24 protein-coding genes and 1 tRNA gene are annotated in these 25,294 nt (G+C 41.8%); 16 read left to right on the top strand and 9 right to left on the bottom strand.

The features are described from left to right. The first annotated feature begins 6 nt into the window (after positions 1-6). The 3 genes from RM347_RS23465 (at position 7) to RM347_RS23455 (ending at position 3,139) form a co-directional block, all read left to right on the top strand. Complete coding sequence (locus tag RM347_RS23465; protein ID WP_322720951.1) at positions 7-711, top strand: C40 family peptidase; 705 nt, start codon at positions 7-9, stop codon at positions 709-711. A 14-nt stretch (positions 712-725) separates the two neighbouring features. Continuing rightward, a complete protein-coding gene (locus RM347_RS23460) occupies positions 726-1,739 on the top strand; it encodes a glycosyltransferase family 2 protein (protein ID WP_322720952.1) in 1,014 nt (337 codons plus the stop codon). A gap of 146 nt (positions 1,740-1,885) precedes the next feature. Continuing rightward, complete coding sequence (locus tag RM347_RS23455) at positions 1,886-3,139, top strand: MFS transporter (RefSeq protein WP_322720953.1); 1,254 nt, start codon at positions 1,886-1,888, stop codon at positions 3,137-3,139. 39 nt (positions 3,140-3,178) lie between these two features. Here the strand turns inward: RM347_RS23455 and RM347_RS23450 are convergent. Continuing rightward, positions 3,179-3,252, bottom strand: a tRNA-Arg gene (locus RM347_RS23450). Between the two features lie 34 nt (positions 3,253-3,286). Between RM347_RS23450 and moaC the strand changes: the two genes are divergently transcribed. Next, positions 3,287-3,793, top strand: a complete 507-nt coding sequence (gene moaC / locus RM347_RS23445; protein WP_322720954.1) for a cyclic pyranopterin monophosphate synthase MoaC — start codon at positions 3,287-3,289, stop codon at positions 3,791-3,793. Positions 3,794-3,797: 4 nt separating this feature from the next. On the opposite strand, the gene RM347_RS23440 is transcribed toward moaC, so the two are convergent. Further along, positions 3,798-3,995, bottom strand: a complete 198-nt coding sequence (locus RM347_RS23440; RefSeq protein ID WP_322720955.1) for a DUF2795 domain-containing protein — start codon at positions 3,993-3,995, stop codon at positions 3,798-3,800. Positions 3,996-4,337: 342 nt separating this feature from the next. Here RM347_RS23440 and RM347_RS23435 point away from each other — a divergent pair, with 342 nt between their 5' ends. The 3 genes from RM347_RS23435 to RM347_RS23425 all read left to right on the top strand — a co-directional run bounded on the left by RM347_RS23435 (position 4,338) and on the right by RM347_RS23425 (position 5,524). Next, entirely contained in the window at positions 4,338-4,595 is a 258-nt protein-coding gene (locus tag RM347_RS23435; RefSeq protein WP_118170570.1) for a hypothetical protein, read from the top strand. A gap of 119 nt (positions 4,596-4,714) precedes the next feature. After that, positions 4,715-5,023: a DUF3181 family protein gene (locus tag RM347_RS23430; protein ID WP_322720956.1), complete on the top strand. Its 309-nt coding sequence runs from the start codon at positions 4,715-4,717 to the stop codon at positions 5,021-5,023. Between the two features lie 285 nt (positions 5,024-5,308). Continuing rightward, the gene (locus RM347_RS23425; RefSeq protein ID WP_322720957.1) at positions 5,309-5,524 is read left to right on the top strand and encodes an acetyltransferase; all 216 of its coding nucleotides are present in this window, start codon (positions 5,309-5,311) and stop codon (positions 5,522-5,524) included. A 113-nt stretch (positions 5,525-5,637) separates the two neighbouring features. Here RM347_RS23425 and RM347_RS23420 read toward each other — a convergent pair whose 3' ends face one another. After that, positions 5,638-6,105, bottom strand: a complete 468-nt coding sequence (locus tag RM347_RS23420) for an ABA4-like family protein (protein WP_322720958.1) — start codon at positions 6,103-6,105, stop codon at positions 5,638-5,640. A 127-nt stretch (positions 6,106-6,232) separates the two neighbouring features. Beyond that, complete coding sequence (cobW, locus tag RM347_RS23415) at positions 6,233-7,273, bottom strand: cobalamin biosynthesis protein CobW (RefSeq protein ID WP_322720959.1); 1,041 nt, start codon at positions 7,271-7,273, stop codon at positions 6,233-6,235. 107 nt (positions 7,274-7,380) lie between these two features. Here cobW and RM347_RS23410 point away from each other — a divergent pair, with 107 nt between their 5' ends. Beyond that, a complete protein-coding gene (locus RM347_RS23410; RefSeq protein WP_322720960.1) occupies positions 7,381-8,298 on the top strand; it encodes a tetratricopeptide repeat protein in 918 nt (305 codons plus the stop codon). Between the two features lie 38 nt (positions 8,299-8,336). Further along, positions 8,337-8,642, top strand: a complete 306-nt coding sequence (locus RM347_RS23405; protein ID WP_322720961.1) for a hypothetical protein — start codon at positions 8,337-8,339, stop codon at positions 8,640-8,642. Between the two features lie 180 nt (positions 8,643-8,822). Here RM347_RS23405 and RM347_RS23400 read toward each other — a convergent pair whose 3' ends face one another. Next, a complete protein-coding gene (locus RM347_RS23400; protein ID WP_322720962.1) occupies positions 8,823-9,539 on the bottom strand; it encodes a heme oxygenase (biliverdin-producing) in 717 nt (238 codons plus the stop codon). A gap of 569 nt (positions 9,540-10,108) precedes the next feature. Here RM347_RS23400 and glmM point away from each other — a divergent pair. From glmM to hpsP, 6 genes are all read left to right on the top strand, one after another. Beyond that, positions 10,109-11,581, top strand: coding sequence for a phosphoglucosamine mutase (glmM, locus tag RM347_RS23395; RefSeq protein ID WP_322720963.1), 1,473 nt, complete (start codon positions 10,109-10,111; stop codon positions 11,579-11,581). Positions 11,582-12,298: 717 nt separating this feature from the next. After that, entirely contained in the window at positions 12,299-13,954 is a 1,656-nt protein-coding gene (gene hpsL / locus RM347_RS23390) for a hormogonium polysaccharide biosynthesis protein HpsL (RefSeq protein ID WP_322720964.1), read from the top strand. Positions 13,955-13,965: 11 nt separating this feature from the next. Further along, a complete protein-coding gene (locus RM347_RS23385) occupies positions 13,966-15,117 on the top strand; it encodes a glycosyltransferase family 4 protein (RefSeq protein WP_322720965.1) in 1,152 nt (383 codons plus the stop codon). Between the two features lie 293 nt (positions 15,118-15,410). Beyond that, entirely contained in the window at positions 15,411-16,391 is a 981-nt protein-coding gene (gene hpsN / locus RM347_RS23380) for a hormogonium polysaccharide biosynthesis glycosyltransferase HpsN (RefSeq protein WP_322720966.1), read from the top strand. Between the two features lie 45 nt (positions 16,392-16,436). After that, positions 16,437-17,612, top strand: coding sequence for a hormogonium polysaccharide biosynthesis glycosyltransferase HpsO (hpsO, locus tag RM347_RS23375; RefSeq protein WP_322720967.1), 1,176 nt, complete (start codon positions 16,437-16,439; stop codon positions 17,610-17,612). Between the two features lie 3 nt (positions 17,613-17,615). Beyond that, the gene (gene hpsP / locus RM347_RS23370; RefSeq protein WP_322720968.1) at positions 17,616-18,785 is read left to right on the top strand and encodes a hormogonium polysaccharide biosynthesis glycosyltransferase HpsP; all 1,170 of its coding nucleotides are present in this window, start codon (positions 17,616-17,618) and stop codon (positions 18,783-18,785) included. 5 nt (positions 18,786-18,790) lie between these two features. On the opposite strand, the gene RM347_RS23365 is transcribed toward hpsP, so the two are convergent. Further along, positions 18,791-19,504, bottom strand: coding sequence for a hypothetical protein (locus RM347_RS23365; protein ID WP_322720969.1), 714 nt, complete (start codon positions 19,502-19,504; stop codon positions 18,791-18,793). A 434-nt stretch (positions 19,505-19,938) separates the two neighbouring features. Here RM347_RS23365 and RM347_RS23360 point away from each other — a divergent pair, with 434 nt between their 5' ends. After that, positions 19,939-20,577, top strand: a complete 639-nt coding sequence (locus tag RM347_RS23360; protein WP_322720970.1) for a peroxiredoxin — start codon at positions 19,939-19,941, stop codon at positions 20,575-20,577. A gap of 235 nt (positions 20,578-20,812) precedes the next feature. On the opposite strand, the gene RM347_RS23355 is transcribed toward RM347_RS23360, so the two are convergent. The 3 genes from RM347_RS23355 to RM347_RS23345 form a co-directional block, all read right to left on the bottom strand. Beyond that, a complete protein-coding gene (locus RM347_RS23355) occupies positions 20,813-22,255 on the bottom strand; it encodes an eCIS core domain-containing protein (protein ID WP_322720971.1) in 1,443 nt (480 codons plus the stop codon). A gap of 381 nt (positions 22,256-22,636) precedes the next feature. Beyond that, on the bottom strand, positions 22,637-23,737 hold the full coding sequence (locus tag RM347_RS23350; RefSeq protein ID WP_322720972.1) for an LLM class flavin-dependent oxidoreductase: 1,101 nt from the start codon (positions 23,735-23,737) through the stop codon (positions 22,637-22,639). Between the two features lie 544 nt (positions 23,738-24,281). Further along, a complete protein-coding gene (locus tag RM347_RS23345) occupies positions 24,282-25,262 on the bottom strand; it encodes a sugar-binding transcriptional regulator (RefSeq protein WP_322720973.1) in 981 nt (326 codons plus the stop codon). Positions 25,263-25,294: the final 32 nt, after the last annotated feature.

Here is a 25,294-nt window from a genome sequence, read left to right as displayed (position 1 = left end):
CTAATAATGTCCTTTAATCTAAAATCCAAAATCCAAAATCCAAAATCAGGGGAGTATCAGTGTTTAGCTGACCTGAATTTATATGATTCTCCTGAATGTACGCGTTTGGCAACTCAAGCCGCATCTGGGCGACATTTGTGGGTAACATCAAATCATCAAAATTCAGCGGTTGAGGTGTATTTATGTGAAGATGACTATCCAGGATGGGTATCTCTTTCAGATTTTGATTCATTACAATCTGCTACTGTACATTATCAGGCTGCAACATTTTCTGAATCTAAGATTCAAAAACTGCTAGTAGAGGTCATCGCCTTTACCCAAAAAGCAATGCAACAATCCAATTATTATCTTTGGGGTGGTACGGTTGGGCCAAATTATGACTGTTCTGGGTTGATGCAGGCGGCGTTTGCTTCAGTGGGTATTTGGTTACCTAGAGATGCCTATCAACAGGAAGGATTTACTCAACCAATTACTATTGCAGAATTAGCAGCCGGGGATCTGGTATTTTTTGGAACTAGCCAAAAAGCAACCCATGTCGGACTTTATTTGGCGGATGGTTATTACATTCATAGTTCTGGGAAAGATCAGGGACGGGATGGTATTGGGATTGATATTCTCTCGGAACAGGGAGATGCGGTTAGTCAGTCGTACTATCAACAGCTACGGGGTGCTGGTAGAGTTATCAAGAGTTACGAACCACAGAGACGCTGAGGGCGCACAGAAGTATGAGGAGTGGGTTGATCGATCAAGGGTTGAGTGAAGAGAATGGGGCGATTGCAGCTATTGTCCCAGATGTTTCAGTGGTGCTGCCAATACACGATGAGGTGGAAAGTTTGCCGCTTTTACTAGAAGCGATCGCATCTACTTTATCCTCTAGTCAGATAAATTATGAAATCATTTGTGTGGATGATGGTTCTACAGATGGTTCTGGGGAATTTCTCAAGAAGGAGGCGCAAATTCGCACTAATTTAAAGGCGGTAATTTTGCGTCGCAACTACGGACAAACTGCGGCGATGGCTGCTGGATTTTATTATGCAGTCGGTAAAGCGATCGTTACTTTAGATGCTGATCTCCAGAATGACCCGGCTGATATCCCCATGTTATTAGCAAAGCTGGATGAGGGTTACGATTTGGTGAGCGGTTGGCGGCAAAAACGCCAAGATGGTGCCGTAAATCGGTTACTCCCTTCCAAAATTGCCAATTGGCTAATTCGGCGTACCACTAGCGTGAATATTCATGATTATGGCTGTTCGCTGAAAGCCTATCGTGCAGAACTGCTGGCAGATATGAACCTCTACGGAGAATTACACCGATTTTTACCAGCGTTGGCGTACATCGAAGGAGCTAGAATTACTGAAGTACCAGTGCGTCATCACGCCCGTCGCTTTGGTCGCAGTAAATATGGAATTTGGCGGACATTCCGGGTGTTGATGGATTTGTTAACTATTCTGTTTATGAAAAAATTCCTCACCCGCCCGATGCACGTTTTTGGGCTGTTGGGCTTGATTTCAATGGTTTCGGGAACGGGGATCGGAATTTACTTGACTTTCGTCAAATTGGCTTTAGGTGAGATGATTGGCAATCGCCCTTTGCTGATTTTGGCAGTACTCCTGTTAGTAACTGGAGTACAGTTGTTTTGCTTCGGCCTTTTGGCAGAATTGCTCATGCGTACATATCATGAATCCCAAGGGCGGCCTATCTATCGCGTGCGAGAGGTGGTAACAAAAAAGGTTAACTAAGGTAACAATAGTAATGATTAGTCATTAGTCATTGGTCATTGGTCATTAGTAAATAGTTAAGAGGAAATATTGGTTGACTCTAGACAAATGACAAAGGACAAGTGACAAAGGACAAATGACAAAAAACTCATTAAATTGCATCTATCTTGAAAGCATTTAATACCTTTGACGCCGAACTGCGGCGCAACCTGCTGATTTTATTTACGGCAGGTTTATTATTCTGGTCGAGCATATCTTCGCTCTTACCAACCCTACCGCTTTACATCGATGATGTGGGCGCAAGTAAGCAAGAAATTGGGATTGTGATGGGCAGTTTTGCCATTGGGTTATTGCTATCTCGCCCGATGCTGGGACGATTAGCCGATGAACGTGGTCGAAAAATTGTCTTGTTGATTGGTACGATAGTAGCGGCGATCGCACCCTTTGGTTACTTGGCAACCCAATCAATTGGGCTGTTGATCCTGGTGCGGATTTTTCACGGGATCAGCGTTGCTGCTTTTACCACTGGTTACAGTGCCTTAATCGCAGATTTAGCTCCCGCCCAAACTCGTGGTGAAATCATTGGTTATATGACCCTAGCAACTCCCCTTGGTTTAGCAATTGGCCCTGCCTTGGGAGGGTATTTAGAAGCTACCAGTGGTTACGGGATATTATTTCTGTTATCTGCTGAATTGGGTTTTTTCGCCCTGTTGGGGATTGTACAAGTCACTAATCCGCCAGTGCATACACAGGAGCAAACGGAGGGAGAAGATCGTAACTTTTGGCAAATTTTGGCCAGTCCACGGGTGAGAGTTCCAACTATAGTTATGTTGCTGGTTGGTTTGTCCGTTGGTGCTGTACATACCTTTGTGTCGTTATTCCTCAAATCCACTCAGGTGGACTTAAATGGCGGACTGTTTTTTACAGCTGCGGCAATTTCTAGTTTTACTATCAGGGTGTTTGCTGGTAAGGCAAGCGATCGCTTTGGTCGTGGTTTATTTATTACCTTTGGTATTTTTTGCTATGTTTTAGCGTTAATACTGCTGTGGAAGGCTGACAGTGTGATCGTTTTCTTACTGGCTGCGATCGCTGAAGGTGCTGGTGGTGGTACACTGATCTCGATGATGATCACAATGATGGCAGACCGCTCACTGCCGCAAGAACGAGGGCAAATTTTTGCTATATGTGTAGCTGGACTTGATCTAGGAATTGCGATCGCTGCTCCTCTTCTGGGTACAATAGCCGAACAGGTAGGTTACCGCGATATGTTTGGTTACGGTGCTGCGATCACTTCTGTTGCACTTGTCATCTTCCTCACCCAGTCGAGCAAAGACCTATCCAACTCCCTGCGCTTTGCACTAGGTCGTGCTCCAGATGCTTATGCCTTAAACAATTTAAAAGTTAGGAGTGAAGAAATCTAATTCTCCACTCCTAACTTTTAACTCTTAGCCTTTTAAAAACGGGCGAGGAGGGATTCGAACCCCCGACACCGTGGTCCGTAGCCACGTGCTCTAGTCCACTGAGCTACACGCCCTCACCGACAATCTATATTAACACGTTCTCACTAAATGACGCAAGATAATTTATCATCTAATTTTGCCAGCTTAACCCATCTAGATCGCCAAGGGCAGGCACAGATGGTGGATGTGTCTAGCAAAGCACCGACTATCCGCCAAGCAGTAGCCGCGGCCAATGTGCGGATGCTGCCAGCCACCTTCGCCGCCATTCAAGCCGGAAATGTCCCAAAAGGGGATGTGTTGGCAACTGCAAGATTGGCTGGGATTATGGCAGCCAAGCAAACAGCCACTTTAATTCCTCTGTGTCATCCGTTGCCTTTGCAAAAAATCGCAGTCGAGATTATACCCGACCCGCAACTACCTGGTTATCAAATTCAAGCCACAGTCAAAACCAAAGCTGAAACTGGTGTAGAGATGGAAGCCTTAACTGCCGTTTCTGTGGCTGCCCTGACTTTATACGATATGGCAAAAGCTTTAGAAAAGTCGATTCAAATTGAATCAATTCGTTTAATAAGTAAGAGTGGCGGGAAATCAGGAGATTATTCCCCGCCAGAGTAATAAGCTACTCTATCCCACCTATAGCTTTGTTGAGATCGGTTGGGCTTTCAAACTCTTCATCTTCTGGCAGTTTCTCTAACAGAGATATAATCTCTTGATCTGCTCCTTGCTTTCTAGCGTGCTGAATCAAATCTTGCTTATTCGCAGGATAGTCAACACCTTTCAAGTGTTTTTGTATTTCAACTGGATTTGCCTTAGCCATTTTTATCCACCTCTAAAGGTTCTTTCCATCTTCACAAGTGGATATATTTGCTCCCTCTATCAAAAAGATGAATCATTTTTAACTGAGAAAAATTAAAAGCTCATCCACCAGGTTGATGAATTATGTATGGGGAATGGAGCATTGAAAAGAGGCAGAGGGGCACAGGAGCAGGGAGCAGAGGGGAAACAAAAGAGGCAGAGGGACAGGGAGAACGGAGCAGAGGGGAAAGAGGTAATTTTGTATTCTCTCCCCTGCTTCTTCCGGTTGTAACGGTCTAATAGCAACCGCTGCCCCAAAAACCTTAGAATAAATAGGGTGTATTTAAATCTGTAACAAATATTTATGCCTCCTCGTTGGCCTCGCAAACCCGATCGCAAAGACCCTGATTACCGCAAGATCGATGACCGGATGAATTTTGCCGTGCATGTGGCGATCGCTGCTACTATCAATTCTGGGTTGTGGTTTTTCCACATTTTGAAAGGCACTACCTGGGAGTGGCTGCCTTTGGTGACTTTAAGTTGGACAGGAATAGTTTTGGTGCATCTGATTTATATTAGTGCGATCGCTAACTACACCGAAACTCCACCCAAATCCACCTGAAGATGGACTGCTGATGCTGGGGCGATTGTAACCTCTGGTAGTAGGATTAGCCTGTTAATTGAGCGATAATGTAAAAAAGTCTGAGATTTCGCACTTTTTCTTAATGTAGGGTTATTTTTATGGCTAAGACTAACACCACAGAACTACTGGAAGCCCTAGCAGCTGAAATTGGCGAAAATGTCTACATAGACATTGCCAAATGGCATCTTTATTTATCTAATGCCAAACTGCATACCCTTGTTGCTGAACAGTTGTATCCCTTAATTACTTCCAAGGCTGTAAATGAAGACCAAGTTATAAAAGTCTTGGAATCAATTCCAGTCAAAATTGGCGGTGGGAGACGTGAAGTTCCTTTAATCGATTTACTACCGCTGCAATGCCAAGTCACGTTAGTAGATATTTTGGAGAAATATCAACGCGAAATATAATCGCTAAAACTAAGATTACTTGAATTAAACAATTATCTCGGTCAGCATTGATTGATTGATTGTATTTAAAATGCTGAATTGGGTATTTGTTCGCTATGTCAATTTTATAAAAATAAAACCCACAGATACACACAGATGAATCCCGTGCAATTTATGTGTGCATCGTTGGTAAAAAAATTCCTTTAACAATTAAGGAATCTCAGCCTTATAAATCGGCTGAGATGTGAGTGAGTTTATCTTGAGACTTACTTTCAACTTCCATGCAAACTCATTGAGGCAATTTCTATGCTTTTACAAGTCAAAGATAGTGGTGAATTGGTAAAGATAGTTGAAATTCAGGAATTAATTGACCCGAATAATGATGTTGTTCAGGCAAAAGACCAAGAAGGTCAAGAAGAACAGCAACCTGAAACTTTTAAAAAAGAAAATCTCGTTTTTCCTTCAGGTGAAGTTCTACCACGCTGTTGGTTAGATGCTGACTATAGACATGACAACGCTTAATTGATTTTAAAATTACGTAATTGATAATGGGAGTAAGCTATTACCTATTATCAATTTACCTAATCAAAGTAGGGGCGTATATCTGTGCGCCCCTACTAGGATGTGCTAGTTGATCATACTTCTTGTTCTGCTACCGTCGCCGCTTCATTCTGCTGAAATTTCGGGAAAAATGCCTTAGTAATCCAGTCAGTCAAGATGTGAGACAGTAATCCTAAAGGCCCAGCGAACAAAGATAAAGCCAGAGAGTGAATTGTCCAAATACCTGTTTTTTGCCCTTCCCAATAAATCCAGCGTCCGACGAATAAATCCATCACTAAAAAATGAATCCAACCTGTTGCAGCAGCTGTTTCATCTGCAAAAAATCGCGCAATATCAGCTAATTGGGGATTCGATAAAGCTTGGGCATTTTCTGGCGTAATGCTGTTGATAAACAAATATAAATACGCCCCTGCTAACAGTACAAAGGGTAGATATGATGACATGATCTGCCGTGTTACTTTCCAGTTTGGCAATAAAATCATCAACGCCCAAAATGGCAATACGAAAAGATTAGCAACGTTAAATAGTTGAGAAATTGTCATATTTTTGTAAAGTGAAAAATTTCCAGTTATTATTGTTTTTTGCTTTGAATTAACTACTTATTCATAACTCATAACTTTCAGGATATAGAACCCTGACTTCTCAAAGAAGTCGGGGTTCTGGGTATACTTATAAAGCTACAAGTTGTGATTCGATTTCTGAAGACTTCAAATCACGACCGATGAAAACTAAGCGCGTTTGCCTAGCCTCTTCTGGTTTCCAGGGGCGATCGTAAAATTTATCAAATCGGGTTCCCACGCCCTGCATCACTAGGCGCATGGATTTATTTGGCACTGCTACAAAGCCTTTAATCCGGTAAATTTCTTGTTGTTGTGCTAATTTCTCTAACTGCTGTTGCAGCTTTTCTGGGTCAAAGGTACGATCCAAAATTAAATTAGTCGAGGTAATTTCTTCATCGTGATTGTGATCTTCTTCGGTATCGTGATGACTAGGACGAGAATCTAAATTGTCTTCGACTGCGGCTTGGAATCCTAATAATATAGATGCATCAAGTTGAGAACGGTCGCTCTCGACAATCTTCACCACTCTGGGCAACTCTTGCTTAATTAATTCCTCAACTCTGGCTTTTGTCTCGGCATCCACCAAGTCAATTTTATTCAACACCACTAAGTCTGCACAAGCAAGTTGGTCTTCAAAGAGTTCTTGCAAGGGTGTTTCATGTTCTAGACTATCATCTGCTTGCCGTTGGGCTGCGATCGCTTCTGGATCGCTAGCAAATGTCCCCGCTGCTACCGCTGCACAATCTACCACGGTAATCACCGCATCCACAGTGGCGGCGTTGCGAATTTCTTGCCAGCGAAAAGCCTTCACTAGCGGTTTTGGCAAGGCTAAACCAGAGGTTTCAATCAAAATGCAGTCGATGCTATCTCGCCGCTTGATTAACTCTTGCATCATCGGGTAAAACTCTTCCTGCACGGTGCAGCATAAGCAGCCGTTAGTTAATTCAAAGATATTAGTGTCGCCCTCACCATCTTCCGGGCAAATTTGACAGGATTTTAACAATTCCCCATCAATACCGAGTTCGCCAAATTCATTGACTAAAACGGCAATGCGGCGTCCTTGGTTGTTTTGTAGCAGGTGGCGAATTAGGCTGGTTTTTCCACTACCTAAGAAGCCTGTGATCACTGTGACAGGAATTTTCGTAGCCATATTTTTGCCTGATTTACTCAGCATTGTAAGTTTTACGGGTTACAAACTTAAATACTGAGATTAAGCTTGGTTTGAAGATTGACTTAGTTATTTTAAGCTGAAAGTCTATGGTAAACCTGAAAATATTGCCGTTACTGTTGAGTTTGGGTTTGGCTTTGACTCCTCAAATCAGTGTGGCACAAACGGTAGAGGAGTTGGAACAAAAAGCGACATCTGCCGAAGAAGTGAAAAATTATGAAGAAGCCGCTAATATTTGGCGAAGTTTCATTCAGCGCGATGCTAAAAACAGTTACGCTTACGTCAAGCTGGCAGATGTTCTATCTAACCAAGGCAAGATTGCAGAGACGATCGCTACCTATCGCCAAGCATTGCAATTAGCTCCCGATGCGGCAATTTACCTAAAATTAGGCAATTTTCTGGTTGAAAAGGGACGAACCACAGAAGCGATCGCTGCTTTCCGTCAAGCTGTCAAACTCGATGCTGAAAGTGATACAGGCTACATCATTTTAGCGATGAATTTGATCGCAATGGGCAGTCCACAGGAAGCAGTAATGGCTTATCGTCAAGCGGTTCAAATCCAGCCTGATGCTGATAATTACAACAATTTAGCCGAGACTCTGTTCAAAATAGGCAAACGAGAAGAAGCGATCGCGGCTTACCGGGAAGCCCTGAAAATTAACCCAAAGAGTTATCAGGCTTACAACAGTCTGGGTGATATTCTCGAATATTCAGAAGCAGTCGCGATCTATCGTCAAACGAGTAAAAATGACCCAAAAAATGAGGTTTATTATGAAAAGTTAGCTGAACTCTCATTAAAACGCGGCTTTGTGAACGAAGCGATCGCAGCTTACCGTCAACTAGTTAAAATCGAGCCTGAGGCTTTAAGGTATGTAGAACTGGGCGATGTGCTGATGACACAAGAAAAACACCAAGAAGCGATGCCTGCGGCAAGCCGCTTCGCGTCTACGCTCTTTACCGCCAAGCTGTTGCCAAAGAATCTACGGATTATTATTACAGTAAATTAAGTGAAGCACTGGCTAAACAGGGAAACCTAGATGAAGCCTTGGCAAACTGCCAGAAGGTGGTAAAAACTGGTGAAGGCAGTTATGACACCTGCTCAAATATCAATTTGCCACTTTACAAGCAAAAAGGCTTTACTGCTGTCATGGCTTTTTATCAGCCGTTGGCGAATATGATTCCACGCCGCAAAATGGCTGAACTTTACATCAAACTTGGCCGAGAGATTTCCTATGGTGAATCTGGTGATGGCTCAAAACAAGAGGCCGCAGCAGTTTTTCGGGAAGCGCTGCAAATAGATCCAGAAAACAGTAATGCTAAAGACGCTCTCAAAAATTTAATCGCTAATTAAACATAATTGAGGGGCAATCTCCCCATGCTTGCTTTCATGAATCGAAAGCAGTCACAGGGCTATTGCCCCTAAATATTTTGAGCGTTGTTCGCTCTTTCTCCAGAAACACCTATGAATTATCCTTCATCAGGCTGTCTGTAATTATGACTTCACACACCATACTCCGCAATCTCAACAGAGTTACTCAGCAGTGACGAGTTCAGTACTACCGCGTGTACGACGCCGTGTGAGGCTGTTATACAGCATTACACCAATTGCCTTGATCAAATTGCCTTCCAATTCCTGGAACATCTTCATGTTCGTGCCAAAGGCGGCGTTAGCTTCATCAACGATGCGATCGGTTGTAGCATCATCAAGGGGTAATTCATCCAAATTTTGCCGATATTTGGCTTTGAATGCCTTCTCATCAGGAATTTCTGGAAACTCATAAAAGGCTGTTCCTTGCCCATCAGACAAATTCATCGCCGTTACAGCAATGTTTTTGAGAATTTGTCCCCCGGATAAGTCACCCAAGTAACGAGTATATGAATGAGCGATTAACAGTTCCGGTTCTGTAGCGGATATTTCTCGGATGCGCTGTACATAAGCTTCACCTGCGGGAGATAGCTTGATTTGCTCTTTCCAGTTAGCACCAAAGTAATAACTCAGGTCTTGCTCTAAGGTATACTTGCGGTTTAGCTGGGGAAAGTTAATTTTAGAAAGAATTGGGTGCTGACGATGCTTTTCCATTTCTTCTTCCATCGCTGAGTAGACGAAGTAGAAGTTAGCAACTAGTTTCCGGTAAGAGTTTTTCTCGACTACTCCTCTTAAAAAGCACTTGACAAAACCTACATTTTCTGCCATTGTGTGGGCTTTCTTAGTGCCTACACGTAATTTGGTTGCTAAATTGCTGCTCATGCTAAATTTCTCAACTTTAAAAAGTTAACTGCCGGAGTTTTGATTCACTAACGGCTAAAAAAGCCATTAAAACGTTACCTTAAAACTATTTGATGAGAATTTATATTAAAATTTTTTAAGCTGCGATGATTTTGTAGTTTTTTACACAGCAACAAGGCTAAGAAAATAGAAATTCACATTTTGGTGTTTTGATTTTTTGCTGTTATTGGCTAAATTTTGCTTTCATTCTCAGCTTTGCTGAAAAAACTTTGGATCATTCTAAAGTATTATTTATTACATCTCCTTTTAGATATTAGCATTATTAAGTCTAAACTAATACAGACAAAAATCAAGACTAAAGTTGATGGCATAAAAAGAATAATTAGCTAAAATGTGGAAACTTTACTGATAATGTAAAAACCAGTACTGTCTTTATGAAAGATTTACAATAAGAGAGACAATTTTTAAGTATTATTACGTAAAGATTGCCTGATCTAGAATGAATTTATAAAGAAAAAAAGCATGTCGAAATTGCTGAATAAAATCTTAAGTGCTATTTTTCAGTGTGATTGTGTGGAGTGATTAAAAATATGGTTTCATCTATAACTCGGACACCGGGCATTCCTGGGGGTTCTGCTTCTGAAGCTGATGGATTGGGTAAAGGGATTGAGAGCAGTTTTGCACTGAATTTAATCTCACTACCAGCAAATCCCTTATTTGGTACAGATGGGATTCGCGGACGAGTCGGAGAATTACTGAGTGCGCCCCTAGCATTACAAGTTGGTTTTTGGACGGGGATTGTTTTACGTAACCATGCTACTCAAGTAGGGCCAGTCATTCTCGGACAGGACTCTAGAAACTCCAGTGATATGCTGGCAATGGCTTTGAGTGCAGGGTTAACAGCAGCGGGGTTAGAGGTTTGGTATTTGGGATTATGTCCCACTCCTTGCGTTGCCTATCTTACCAGCATCAGTGATGCCATCGGCGGAGTGATGATTTCTGCCAGCCACAATCCCCCAGAAGACAATGGGATTAAGGTTTTTGGTGCTAATGGTGGAAAGTTACCGCAAATATTGCAGGCAGAAATTGAAGCCGGACTGCGTGGCAAGATATCACCGATCGCTAGAGTCAGTAATTGCGGACGGCATTACTCACGTTTCGAGTTAGTGGGGCATTATAGCGAGGCGTTGAAAAAACCCTTGAACGGTGCTCTAAATCTTCAGGGAATGAAGATTGTTTTAGACTTGGCGTGGGGAGCAGCAGTCGGGTTAGCACCATCAGTATTTACAGAAATGGGGGCAGAGGTAATCTGCTTGCATAACGAAGCAGATGGCGATCGCATTAATGTTAACTGCGGTTCCACTCATTTAGATATTCTGGCAGCAACAGTACAAGAACATAACGCCGACATCGGCTTTGCCTTTGATGGCGACGCCGATCGCGTCTTAGCAGTAGACAATACTGGAAGGCAAGTTAACGGCGATTACATTCTCTACCTGTGGGGACGCCACTTACAACAAAACCAACAACTGCCAGACAACCTGATTGTATCTACAGTCATGGCTAACTTAGGCTTTGAGAAAGCCTGGCAGCAAATTGGTGGTAAATTGATTCGTACCGCAGTTGGCGACCAATACGTGCAAGCCGAAATGCAGCGGACTGGGGGAATGTTAGGTGGCGAACAATCAGGTCATATTCTTTGCCGTCATTATGCTGTTACTGGAGATGGCTTATTAACAGCGTTACATATAGCAGCTTTGGTGAGAGAGACAAATGTTTCCCTTAGTGAATTAGTAGATCAAAGCTTCCAGACCTACCCGCAACTGTTGCGGAACGTGCGAGTCGTTGATCGCGATCGCCGTTTGGGATGGCAAGATTGCCAACCTGTACAACAAGCGATCGCTCTTGCGGAAGCTGCAATGGGTGATTCCGGCAGAATTTTGGTTCGCGCCTCTGGTACAGAACCAGTCATCAGAGTAATGGTGGAAGCAGCCAATGCCGAACTCGCCAACCACTGGACAAATGAATTAGTTTCCCAAGTCCAGCAGCATCTGATGGACTAAATTAGCCAATATCTGAGCTTTTAAAAAACGTCAAGTTTCATCACAGCTTCTACAAATTAACCAGCCTTGGTTATGTGTAGAAGCTGTGAAATTTTTGTTTGCATTGTTAAATCATGTCCGGTTAATACTTGTCAAAAAACTCACCGTTTCACCATAATTCAAAAGCCTGTAGTAAATATTAGAAGACTTGTGTGTACACCGTAGCTTTTTAAGGGGGTTGGGGGGATATTCTGGGGCAAAATATTACTAACACCAAGCGGATTGCACCATAATTAGTTCTAGCGTTAATCGGAACGTGTTATTATTTGCTTCGAGATTCTTAGCTATTGATTCCGATCAAATATAGTGCTTGTTTTTGTGATCCCACTCAAAAATGCACAAATTTACAATTCCTGGGAGCGTGTTACACAATTATTTGAAAGATACATTAAGCCAGTTTGTAATCAAAAGATATTATATAGACCATGCAAAAGTCAGAGATATTTTAAATAAAAAAGCCAAAGCCATTAAATCATTACTACTTCCTGGAGCAGTTTATATTTTGTAAACAGCAGAAAATCTTTTTGATATTTCAAAAAGAGTAAAGTTTAGTATTTTTAATCCTAAATTATTAAATCCATCAATTAAAGATGAATTCGGATTGTAAGACTTACGGCAATCCAAATAAATTTGTCAACTATAATAGATTCTCCGAGGCTGATAGGCGACAGCACCACTATGCCAAAATTCAAGTCAAAATCTCAGCAATCTAAAAACTCGAAAAAGCAGGGTAAAAAGGAAAATTCTGCCCTTAACCTCAAAGAACAGTTAGCCCAAAAGCGCAAAGCAGCCCAAGCACGTAAAGAACTCACTAGCTTACTCACCACCGCTACCTTTAGCGGTGTCTTCGTTGGCATTCTGCTTTTTTTCGTAGCTGGAATTAAAGCAGCAGTCCCTGGTGTCTTGGGGATAATAGTTATGTCCCTTTCCTACAAATACCCGCGTCAAGCACTATACGCCTTCATCATTTACGTACCTGTTGGGGGTACTATCACCTACTATTTAGGCAATAGTCCCATACTCCAATTAGCTAAAGATGCTTTTTACGTTCCAGCGCTAATAGGACTTTGGCAAACTTGCCGTAAACAGGGGCTACCGATAATTATTCCCCAAGGGATTAAAATCCCACTTTATATTGTTTTGGGTTGCAGTGTGCTAACACTGTTGTTTATCAATGGTGGACAGCAGTTTAACCCGCCTAGTGTGGGACTATTGGAAAAAGCACCCAATGAAATACCATTAGGCATGGGAATTCTGGGACTGAAAGTATTTTTAGGTTATGTCCCCCTGATTGGTTGTGCCTACTATTTAATTCGCGATAAGCGGGATTTTCTATTTTTATCACGCCTCCAGATTGTCCTCATACTGACTTGCTGTGTGCTGGGATTTATTCAATACCTGTTATTACTAACTGGTGCATGTCAAGGCACTAGAGGTCTCGAAGGAGATGCTTTATTTAGAGCAACCCTCCAAGCCAGGTGTTATTTTGGTGGAGCGCTAGTATATAGTCCCGATGAAGGGGTTATTCGCCTACCAGGGACATTTGTAGCTCCTTGGCAATGGGCATGGTTCTTAATTGCCAGCACCTTTTTTACCTTTGCCACCGGCTTCACCGATCCGTCCCCACTATGGCGGCTGGTCGGTTTAGGTTCTTTAGTGACAGTCTTTATCAATGCTGTAATCTCTGGACAGAGAATCGCCTTAGCTTTAGTACCAATCTGCTTCGGGATTTTGCTATTGCTCACCGGACAAATTGGCAATCTTAAAAGATTTATCCCCATAGGTATAGGACTTGCTTTAGTTCTGGGAATTGCGATGGTGACTAACCCTGCTGTCGTGCAAGAGAGAACCGCAAGTTTTACCAGTCGTTGGGAGGCTTCACCACCTCAAGATTTTATCGTCCAGCAATTTGAAGAGAATTGGAAAAACGTAGACGGGCCATTAGGAAGTGGCTTAGGAAGAGCAACTAACTCTGCCCGAGCGATGGGTAAAACTAAGCTTGTGGAAACCTACTACCCCAAAGTACTTTATGAAGTTGGAATTCTTGGAGTACTAGGCTTTCTAGGTTTGGTAACAAGTTTAACAATTATTAGCTATAAAACCTATCGCTCCATAAAAAACCGTAATTTCCGCAGTTACGGAGCAGCTTTGTGGGTGTTTATATTGTTTATTAGCTACAACACCTACTACTACCCTCTGGATGTTGATCCAGTTGCTGTCTATTATTGGTTTTTTGCGGGAGTTCTTTTTAAATTGCCAGAACTGGAGAAACAAGATAAAGAAGATGCCAACCCTGAGCTAAAAAACAAGAAAAAACGTCTAAAAACAATTTAAATGAAATAAAAATGGCAAAAGTGATCATAGGAGGTCAAAAACACCTCAGCATTCCAAACCTACCTCGAAATTCTCGGCATACACTCATCCGCCCTAAGCCTTTTCCCGCAGGCAGATATCCTATAGAAAAAATTTGGTATCCTTTAGCCAGCTTTATTGCATGGCAACCTGTATGGGGAAGATACCAAGCAATTCATTCTTTCAACAGAATTTTATATACAAATAAACCTTGGTTTCTCACCTTTGAGGATCATCGTATTTTATATAGAAATCCTCAAAATCAAGGTGAAGTTGCAATTTATGAACTATTAAATAATCGATTAGCATTAGAAAATTGCCAAAAAGTTATTGCTATTTCAGATTATGCCAAGTTGAGACTACTTAAGCGGATAGAAGGTTGGAAGATAGAAGAAAAGGTAAGTAAGAAAGTGGATGTAGTCCATCCCAACTTTCCAGTCAGAGTTAACCAATCGAAACTTTATCAAGAACAACAAAATCTCCAGCTTATATTTATCGGAAATCACATTGCCCGCAAAGGCGGAGTTGTTGCTTTAAGACTAGCTAAGAAAGCTGAAAAATTAGGTTTACCTATTACTGTACATATAATTTCGGGACTAGAACATGGTTCAGGAGTGCCGACGGATTTTCCCGATCGCAGTAAATATGTAGAGGATTTAAAGTTACTTAACCTCAATAACGTTGTCTTTCATAAAAATATTCTTAATGACAAAGTTATTGAGTTGTTATCGCAAAGTCATTTTCAATTAATGGCAACATTACATGATACTTATGGCTATAGTATCATCGAAGGATTTTCCGTTGCCACCCCTGCAATTACGACAAATGTATGCGCTTTACCAGAATTTGTTCGTCATGGTGAAAATGGCTATGTTTTAGAATTACCAATTGATGAAATTAGGCACTGGAGTAATTGGCTGTACGGAGAAAAAACCAAAACTAATGAATATTGGGAGATTGTAAATAGCACCTATGATTATTTGGCAGAGCAAGCATTGCAACAAATAATCCAATTTCTTGATAGAACCGACAAACGAGAACATTATGAATTTTTAAGTGCAGGAGCATTAGCTCAAGCGCAAATTGTGCATAACTCTGAAAAGCAAAATGAGTATTTCGATAATCTCTATGCAGCAGCAGTGTAAACAATTGATTGAATGTAAATTCTGACTTTTCACATCATGATTGGCTTGAATCTGGTAGGGTGCGTTAGGACTAATGTCCATAACGTACCGAAAATCTGAGATGGTGCGTTAGCCTGCGGCATAACAAACCCTACAAAACTAGTAGCTTTGTAGGGGAGAGGAATGGAAGAGAGGTTTTTTAGAACCCTTGAAAAGTCAGAATACAAATTAAAGCAATGGCAGCTTACTGAATTTTATGAAAATTAATTTTTACAAGGCTATTATAGAAGTAGTAAAATTACTTAATAAGAATCATGAATAATTGGCCATTAATTACTGTAGTTATCCCGACCTACGGACGGGAGGAAGCGCTACGAGATAGCATTGTGGATGTCTTAAAACAGGACTATCCAAATTTTGAAGTTTTAGTTGTAGACCAAACCGCAAAACACCAACCAGAAATTCAAGCCTATTTAGAGGAGATGGCGGAGGCAGGTAAAATTAAATGGTTGCGCTTAGATTGGGCGAGTTTGCCAGGGGCGCGGAATTATGCTGTCCGGCGGTCTTCTGGTGAAATAATATTATTTATTGATGATGATGTTCAGCTAACCCCTGGATTGTTAGCAGCCCATGTGAAAAATTATTTGCAAAATCCAGAGGTGGGGGCTGTCGCCGGTCGGGTATTTGACAGAATGAAATTGGGTGATTCTGGGGGAGATTTAGAGATTGAATATCTGCCTCCCCAAGCGATGGATCCAGGAATTGCTTGGTATCATATTGATTTAGTACATACCATTAAACCCCAGCAAGTACTGACAGCAAGGGGTTGCAATATGTCTTTTCGCCGCGAAATTTTTACTAAATATGGACTGAGGTTTGATGAGAGGTTTCGCGGTAGTGCAGTGCGTGAAGAGTCAGATTTTTGTTTGCGGGTGAGGCAGACAGGATATAAGATTTGGTACGACCCAGAAGCCCATTTGGTGCATTTAGGCGAAGAAACAGGGGGTTGTCATGATATTAGTATGCGATCGCTCAAATATCAACTCACCTTTTACCACAACCATTTCTTACTAGGGCTGAAAAACCTGACTGCAACTCAAGCTTTACGCTTATACGCCCGTTTATTTGATTGTCACGTCTTGGGACGCCCACCTTGTAACAAAAGCGGTTCCCCCATCAAAATTGCCACTCGCGCTATTTTCTACACTTTGGGGTTTTTCAAAGCCTTGGGTACTGTCATCCAATCAATATGGAACGATGGTCAAATTTACAGTCGATTGGATCAAAAAGTTTAGTTATTGGGCATTAGTTATAAAAAAAATGACAAATAACAAATAACAATGAAAATCTTAGTTGCTAGTCACACTTATATCGTAGACCTCAACTGTGAAAAATTGCGTGCTTTATCTCAACTAGAACCTGATATTGAAGTGACAGTTGTTGTTCCAAAGCGCTGGAAACCAGGTGGTGTACAAAACAGAATTATTGAAACTGAATACCGGGATGAAGGCAAATTTAGAATAGTTCCTGTTTCTAATTTTAGTCAAAATCATCAAGGACTTCTTACCTTTGGTGCTGATTTAATCTCTTTACTAAAACAATTTCGTCCCCAAATTATTCAGGTAGAACAAGGGTCTAGAGCATTGGCTTATACTCAAATGATTACCTTAAATAAGCTATTAGGACTCAAAGCAAAAAATCTATTTTTTACCTGGTGGAATCTTCCCTATGAACTGAAACCACCAATTGCTTTATTAGAAAAATATAACCTCAATCATAGCCACGGCATCATTTCTGGCAATCAAGATGGAGTAGAAGTTTTGCGGCAACGGGGATATAAAGGAGCAATTAAAGTCATGCCGCAACTGGGTGTAGATGAAAGTTTATTTACTCCCAAATCTCAACCAGAGTTAGCAGCTAAATTTAGTATTGAAAAAGAAGATTTTGTCGTAGGTTTTGTTGGGCGATTTGTCCAAGAAAAAGGTTTGTTAACACTTTTAGAAGCTTTAATCAGTTTGAAAAATAAACCTTGGAAGTTGCTGCTGCTGGGACGGGGAGAGTTACAAAGTGAATTAATCAAAGTAGCAGCAGAAAATAATATTAAAGAACGGTTAATTTTAGTAGAAAGTGTCCCTCATGACGAGGTTGCAAATTACATCAATTTAATGAGTACTTTGGTACTGCCTTCAGAAACAACTTACAAGTTTAAAACTTTAACTTCTGCTGGCTGGAAAGAACAATTTGGTCATGTGCTAATTGAGGCGATGGCTTGCCAAGTTCCGGTGATTGGTTCTGATTCTGGTGAAATACCCTATGTAATTGGCGATGCTGGTTTAGTATTTCCCGAAGGTGATGCTCAAGCCCTTGCTAATTGCTTAGTTCAATTAATGGATAAACCAGATTTTGCTCATACTCTCGGTGAAATGGGTTATCAAAAAGCAATGGTTCAATATACAAATAAAGCTTTGGCTAAACAGCAATTGGAGTTTTATCAAGAGTTAGTTATGAGCAAATAAAAAATGAAAATATTACAAATTGTCCCCTCAATTTCTTTAATTTACGGTGGGCCGAGTCAAATGGTACTTGGATTAGCTCCAGCGCTAGTAAAAGAGGGAGTAGAAGTTACAATTCTCACAACTGATAGTAATGGTGATAATGGTCAAACACCTCTGGATGTTCCTTTAAATCGCCCAATTAAACAAGATGGTTATGAAATAATTTACTTTCGTTGTGCCCCATTTCGTCGCTACAAATTTTCCCTCGATTTATTAAATTGGCTAAAACGTCATGCTCACGAGTTTGATATAGCACATATTCATGCTCTATTCTCCCCAATAATTAGTGCTGCTGCTATTGTGTGTCGTCAGCAAAAGCTACCTTATATTTTCCGTCCTTTGGGTACTCTCGACCCGGCTGATTTACGCAAAAAAAAGCAATTAAAACAGCTTTATGTCGCAATTCTAGAACGTCAAAATTTAGCTGGTGCAGCGGCTATTCATTTTACCACCGATCAAGAAGCTAAAATATCAGAACGATTTGGAGTATCTACGCCAGATTTGGTGATTCCCTTGGGTGTGATCCCCCCTCAATCTCCTCTTAAAAATGTATGTAGTCAGTTAGAAATACCAGAGGATGTACCTTTGGTGCTGTTTATGTCACGAATTGATCCCAAAAAAGGGTTGAATTTGTTGATTCCGGCGCTAGAAAAGCTATTAGCGGTTGGTTATAAGTTTCATTTTGTTTTAGCTGGAACAAATCCCCAAGATCCAGATTACGAACAAAAGATAATATCCCAAATTCAAAATTCCCCACTGCGATCGCACACTACAATTACCGGCTTTGTTACTGGTGAACTCAAAGTTAGTTTACTACAAGCTGCTGATTTATTTGTCTTGCCTTCCTACTACGAAAATTTTGGGATTGCTGTAGCTGAAGCGATGGTTGCAGGTGTACCTGTAGTCATTTCTGACCAAGTGCATATTTGTCAACAGATACGTGATAGTGAGTCGGGTTGGGTGGGCGCAACAGATGTCCAAGCATTGGTAGAGTTACTGCAAGAAGCTTTGCAAAATCCCGCAGAACGCCAACGAAGGGGATTAAACGCCCAAAAATATGCATTGGAAAATTTTAGCTGGGATGCGATCGCCAAGCAAACAATCCAAGCCTACAAAAAAATACTGGCAAACTAATTAATTTAACCCAACGCAGACAACAGCAGTTTTTGCCAAATAGGTGCTAGAACTGCTTTGACAACAATATCCGCAATCACAAAACCAATCCCAATTAACATATAAGTTTTTGGAAAGGGAGATTTAGGAACTTCGCCTCTGATGCGACTTACTAGATTTAAACCTAAAGCAGCTAAAGCCACCCCAGTGGCGATAAACCCGATTATCCGCAAAATTGACCACGGATACCACCCTAAAATAGCTGCTAACCAAGGTTTAGCACTAACTTTCACCAATTCTGCAACATAAAAATTCATGTAGTTCAGCATCCAAGTGCCGAATATCAATGCTGCACTACTTAAGGTGACAACGCAGAGAATACAAAAAATTCCATAGTGCAATAAATGCCCTGGTAAAAATAAACTGAGTGAACCTTCTGAACCTTCTCCCGTGCGAATCCAGTGGAACATCTCAGTAGTGTATGACTCTCCACGGAGGATGACTTTTGCGGCTGTTTCTGGCGCGATCGCTGTTGCTACAATTACAGCAATACTCTGCAAAACTCCCCACAATAACATCCACCAAAAAGCACTTTTATATTGTTGACGACGTACTTGTAAAAAGAAAATGGGATAGGGGATAGCAGCACCTAAAATCGGCATCAACCAGGGAACTCCAAAAACAAAACTTGCAGTTGTGCTGAGGATAACACCAATAACCAAAAAGATTAATATCATCATTATTTGAAAATTAAAAATTAATAAATATATTTGTGATCTTTCTTCTGACTAATTACTTTATGACAATTCAATTTGCAATAGCTTAGAAAATTCTCACAATATTACATCTATGCTAAGAAAGTTTCTTGTAATTCTGCAATAATGTGAAAATGTTGCAACTCAATAAGCCTAGATGTGCAATGGCTTTTAGTCAGCTATCGCCCTGATATTTGCAATTCTCTATGTAAAGAAAAACCTGTAGGAAAAACATATTAATTTAATACATATATGTGTAATATAGTCAATAGTTTTTCCTCTCTTTATTCCTTTAATCTGAGAGTGTTGACAACTTAAAATTTTGTTTCAAACCGCTAAACTCCGATTGGGAAATCGGGGTTTTATGGCATGATGGCATACTAGAATATATATGCCTTTCTAACTACAGGGAATCTCACATGGCTCTCCGTCTAGGTGACACAGTACCCAACTTTACGCAAGCCTCAACACACGGCGACATCGATTTTTACCAATGGGCAGGTGACAGCTGGGTTGTGCTGTTCTCTCACCCTGCTGATTTTACACCTGTTTGCACAACAGAACTTGGCACAGTTGCCAAGCTAAAACCAGAATTTGACAAGCGCAATGTCAAAGCGATCGCACTCAGCGTTGATGATGTTGAATCCCACAAAGGCTGGGTGGGAGACATTGAAGAAACTCAAAGCACCACCCTTAACTACCCAATTTTGGCGGATGCGGATCGCAAGGTTTCTGACCTTTACGACATGATCCACCCGAATGCTAATGCAGCGGTGACAGTGCGATCGGTTTTCGTGATTGACCCCAACAAGAAACTCCGTCTCACTTTCACCTACCCTCCCAGTACGGGACGCAACTTTGATGAGCTATTGCGGGTGATTGATTCTCTGCAATTGACTGATAATTACAGTGTGGCAACACCAGCTGACTGGAAAGATGGAGAGGATGTTGTAATTGTCCCCTCACTTAAAGATCCAGAAGTACTTAAAGAGAAATTCCCCAAAGGTTACGAGGAAATCAAACCCTATCTGCGGATGACTCCTCAGCCTAACAAGTAAATCTGAAAATAATTTCGGATAAAATAGTAAAGGCGCAAAGTTATATCTTGGCGTCTTTTCTTATTTGCGTAAGAATCGTTATAGCGTTTTCGCCTCTAGTTGTTTAGTTTAGGGATTTCCAGAAATTAAATTATCCAATTTTAGAGCGAAGATGATGATCGGATTCTTCCTCCCCTGCTTCCCCTGCTCCCCCTGCTTACACAACGATGGGACATTTTATTTAGTTAGAAGTCCCTTAAACCTCTACCTCTGCATTTGATTCATCTTCACTTTGAGAAACTTTTTCTGGGCCGCACTGTACCGGGGTTACTCCTGTGCCTTGAGTCAGTCCGTGCTTAGTTGTGGTGTCGTATGCGTTGTTATCAGTATTTGCTTGGGTGTAAGTATCGTTAAAAATCTTGTCAGATGCTGAGGTTGTTTTACCAAGAAGCTTTTTGTGTAAATCTTTAAAAGCCTTCTCGTCAATACTAATGTGCCCATTTTCGTGCGTATCCAGAGCGCTATAAAACCTTGCCCATTCTTTTTTAACGGGTTCGCACTGTTGGTCGAGTTCAGTCCAGACAGGCATTGCTTTAGTTTCTGTTACTAGGACATTTGCCTCGTAGACAATTTCATCAGATTGATCTTCTGCTTGATAAGTTTTGACATCTTTTTCGGGGGCACAAGTAACACTGCCTGCTTCGCCCTTTCCTTGTGATGTTAGGTTTGTAATTGCTTCGGTAATATTTTTCCCAGAAGCGGTAATTGTGGCATTCTTTTTATCAATTTTGGTTGTACCTTTTTTGGGCGGCATACCACTAGATGTCTGTTCAACAGGGACTGGTGTTGTGGCTGTATCGCTTTGTTTGTGCACCTTACCTGTCTGCTGTACCACATGGGTTAACTCATGGGCTGTCAACTCGTTATTACCCGGTGATTTCCCTAAGCCAAAGTAAACATCAGTACCATAAGTAAATGCCTGCGCTCCCAACGACTCACTCATCTGCACAGCACTAGAGTCAGTATGTACTCGTACATTGCCAAAGTTATTACCAAAGCGTGGTTCCATAAAGTCTCGCACTTCGGCAGATAATGGACTTCCTCCACCCTTACTACTATTTAACTGACTCTCAATGTTATTCTCAGTCTGGATGCTGCCATCAGTAGCGGGCTGTAGTGACAGGTTAGTTTCTACTTCCTCTTCTTGCTCACAAGCTGCACATTTTCGTTGCATTATATCTGGTGAACCTATCCCATCCAGATTTATCTTTGGCTCAGGTCTAGCCAAGAGCATAATTTGGTTGTCAACCCAGTCGTCTGACTGCTGATAATGGTCTTTTGACTGGCTAACTGCAAGTTGCGGCTGTGGACAACGTAAAGATATGCGACTAATGTCGTGAACAAGAGGCTTTTCTTTGATAGCTTCTGGTTCTAATGATTGCTCATCAGCAGACTGGGCTTCTTGAAGGTCGCCTGCTATCTCAGTGACTGTTTCGAGTGGAGTATTATTTGTTGGTAAACCAAAACCACGTGTTGGATTGGCCAATGTGGGAATATTGGATGAGACAAGCGATGGATTCGTAAAATTTGATGTATCTGCGTTGTGTCCCTGAAAGGTGCGTAGATACGTACTCCTACGTTGAATTAAGCTACGCGGAGCGTCTCGCAGAGAAGCGGCTCGTCTTTGAACATCGCTCATCTCTCTATTCCTGCATTTTCTAGATTAATTAGCAAACCCTTTATCTTTGCATTCCAGTATCTTCTATCAAAGATTTAACTATTTTATTCACATACTTATATATAGACTTTAGTCTAACTTTTGCGATCAATTGTTAAACCGCACAAAATATAGGATAACTTCAAATCCACCCTAATCAATGACTTAAGCAGCTATTGTGTTTTGTGCAGTGAGTGTATTTATGCGTTTTTGCGTCTTTCTAGCTATTTGAACTATGCAACTTAAAAGCCCATCAGCTCACCATAATTAGGCGTTGTAGAACAGTGGGGTGAATTGAGGCAAGCGGGGGGGAATTTTAGAAGTTGCCAAATCATCCCGGTTTATCTGCAACGCCCATAATTATTAACTCCTTACTCCAACTGTTTGCCGTTCTCGCCGTGCGACTTCTGCACGTACTAAAGGAATGACATCACGCCCATAAGCGATCGCATCCTCTAGGGGATCAAAGCCCCGGATCAACAAGGTAGTCACACCTGCATCGTAATAATCAACTAAGGCCTCTGCCACTTGTTCTGGTGTACCCACTAGAGCTGTGGTGTTGCCTGCGGCACCAGTAGCTGCTGCGATCGGTGTCCATAGACGCTTATCGTACACCTCATTTTTTGCTGCAAAATCTAGCAGACGTTGTGACCCTACCGCCTGGGGTCTTGCTGGAGGAGCTATTTTCGCCCCTCCTCGCAACTCTAGAATTCGCGCTAAAATACTATGTGCTTTCTCCCAAGCCTGTTGTTCTGTAGCACCAAGAATCGGTCGCAGGGAGACGCTGAAGCGAACGGAACGACCGGGTGGCAAGGCAGCACGTACCTCTGCTATTCGCTCTTTAACTGCGGCAATTGGCTCACCCCACAAGGCGTAGACATTACTGTGTTTGGCTCCTACTTGTACAGCTGGCCCAGATGCACCACCAAAGTAAAGCGGGATGTAGGGCTTTTGCAGCGGCTTGATCGCAGAGAAAGCATCTTTGAGGCGGTAAAATTCACCTTCGTAATCAAAGGGAGTGTCGCTTGTCCAGATGCGACGAAGGATTTCTAAATATTCATCGGTGCGGCGGTAGCGACTGTCATGATCCAGCCAGTCGCCATCTTTTTGCTGGTCAGCATCACTGCCACCAGTAATGATATGTATTGCTATCCGACCGTTAGTAAAATGGTCAAGGGTAGCTGCCTTACGAGCTGCCAGAGTTGGTGCCACAAAACCCGGACGATGAGCAATCAAAAAGCCCAATCGCTCGGTTGCTGAAGCAGCGAAACTAGCAACAGTCAAACCATCAGGGCTACTAGAACTATAGCCAATCAATACTTTGTCAAAGCCTCCTTCTTCATGGGCTTTGGCAAATTCACGAACATAAGCTGGATCAATGATGTCATCGCTCAGAGTACCTGGTGTACTATTTAATTCCGAAACAGGTTTTGTCCGGATCAATCCAATAAATTCAACTGGCATAATTAATTGTCCTGAAAATGTTGGGAAGTAGAGGGAGCAGAGGGAGCAGAGGGAGCGTTAGCAACAAACAAGAGCATCAAAGTTTGTCTATAGACATCGCTTCACCATTCAACTAGTGACACAACAAATGATTTATGGTTATGCCTCGTTGGCGATCGCAGTTTTAATCGCTGCAAATTATTTATTGTTCAATCATGTTCAGTGGACAACCCTACAAATAACTTTTGGCTGATAGCTGTAAATACGTTACTAATTACCTAGTTACAACAAATTTCTTAACTAGAGTGGTGATATTGTCAAATAAACTACGGTAAGTCAATCGATTTATAGTAATTTAAATTATAAATGAAGGTATCACAGTTCATTTAAATAAGCAAGCTCAATATGGAGTTCTGCTGAAAAATATACTTGAGGAGAGTGTTATCTATCTTCTATGAAAATTTTCGCGATTCGTTAAGCTGTGGAGCGATCGCTTAATCCTCTAGTTAGCTTGCTCTGTGAAAGCTTTTTGTATGATACTCAGGTCAAGTAAACAATCTACTTACTAAATTTTAGCAAGAATCATTTGGGCAGCAGCTTCATCGGTAATCAGTCCTGTAATCAACTTGCCATGCAGAGCAGCTAAAATAGCCTCCGCCTTTTTCACACCGCCTGCTACACCAATGATGAGTCGATGAGCCGATTGTTCGAGCGCTACACTGGCAACCCGACTGTTTGTCCCTTCTTGCAGCAATACTCCAAGATGGTTGTAAGCCCAACCTGCAATTTCTCCTACTGCTCCCAGTTCAATCAATTCAGCCACCTCATCGTCATTGATAAAGCCGTCTTGATGTAACGGAGCATTCCAGGCAATGTGACTAATTCCGACAAACGTTGCTTTGGCTTGCTCGGCAAGAGTTTTGACAGCGATAAACGATCGCTGAGTTTGCAATAGTTCTCGTTCTTCAATGCTAGTAGCGACAACCGGAGTCGGCACTGGGTAAGCTTGGGAACCGACGCGATCGGATAAATGCATAACTACTTCGTGACGACCTGCACGCCCAGAATGAGACATATTCCCAATAATTGAAACAATCTTATGTTGGGGTTGGTTCATTGAGGGTATCTGCTCTACCATTGCTCGCAATGTGCGACCTGACGAAAACGCCAGTATACTTGGCGTTTTAGCCATCAGGTAAGCCTCTAGGTGGGTGGCAGCACATACACCAATTCCGTATAATGTATCACCACTGCCTGCATCAGTTGGTACTACTTCACAAAGTGACAGAGCAAAGCGATCGCGTAACGACTCAGCCAAAGCAATGCATTCACTCAGGGGATGATCGAGTCGAAATTTAATCAATTTTTCACTGACCGCCAGTGCCACTAAGCGTTGTGCAGCTTGCCGAGACACATTGAGCTTGACGGCAATTTCTTCTTGCGTATTACCAGCGATGTAATAGAGCCAAGCAGCATGAGCAGCCAAGTCTAATTTGCGCGCCCGAAGGGGGGTGGCATCGCGCCGCTCTAAAAAAGGTTGTCCCATATACTACCTGCAAAAACTATGTATCTATCAAA

The organism is Nostoc sp. ChiQUE02 (genome assembly GCF_034531305.2).
Lineage (GTDB): Bacteria > Cyanobacteriota > Cyanobacteriia > Cyanobacteriales > Nostocaceae > Nostoc.
The sequence above is the reverse complement of the archived record's forward strand: the minus strand, read 5'-3'. Positions and strand labels throughout refer to the sequence as shown.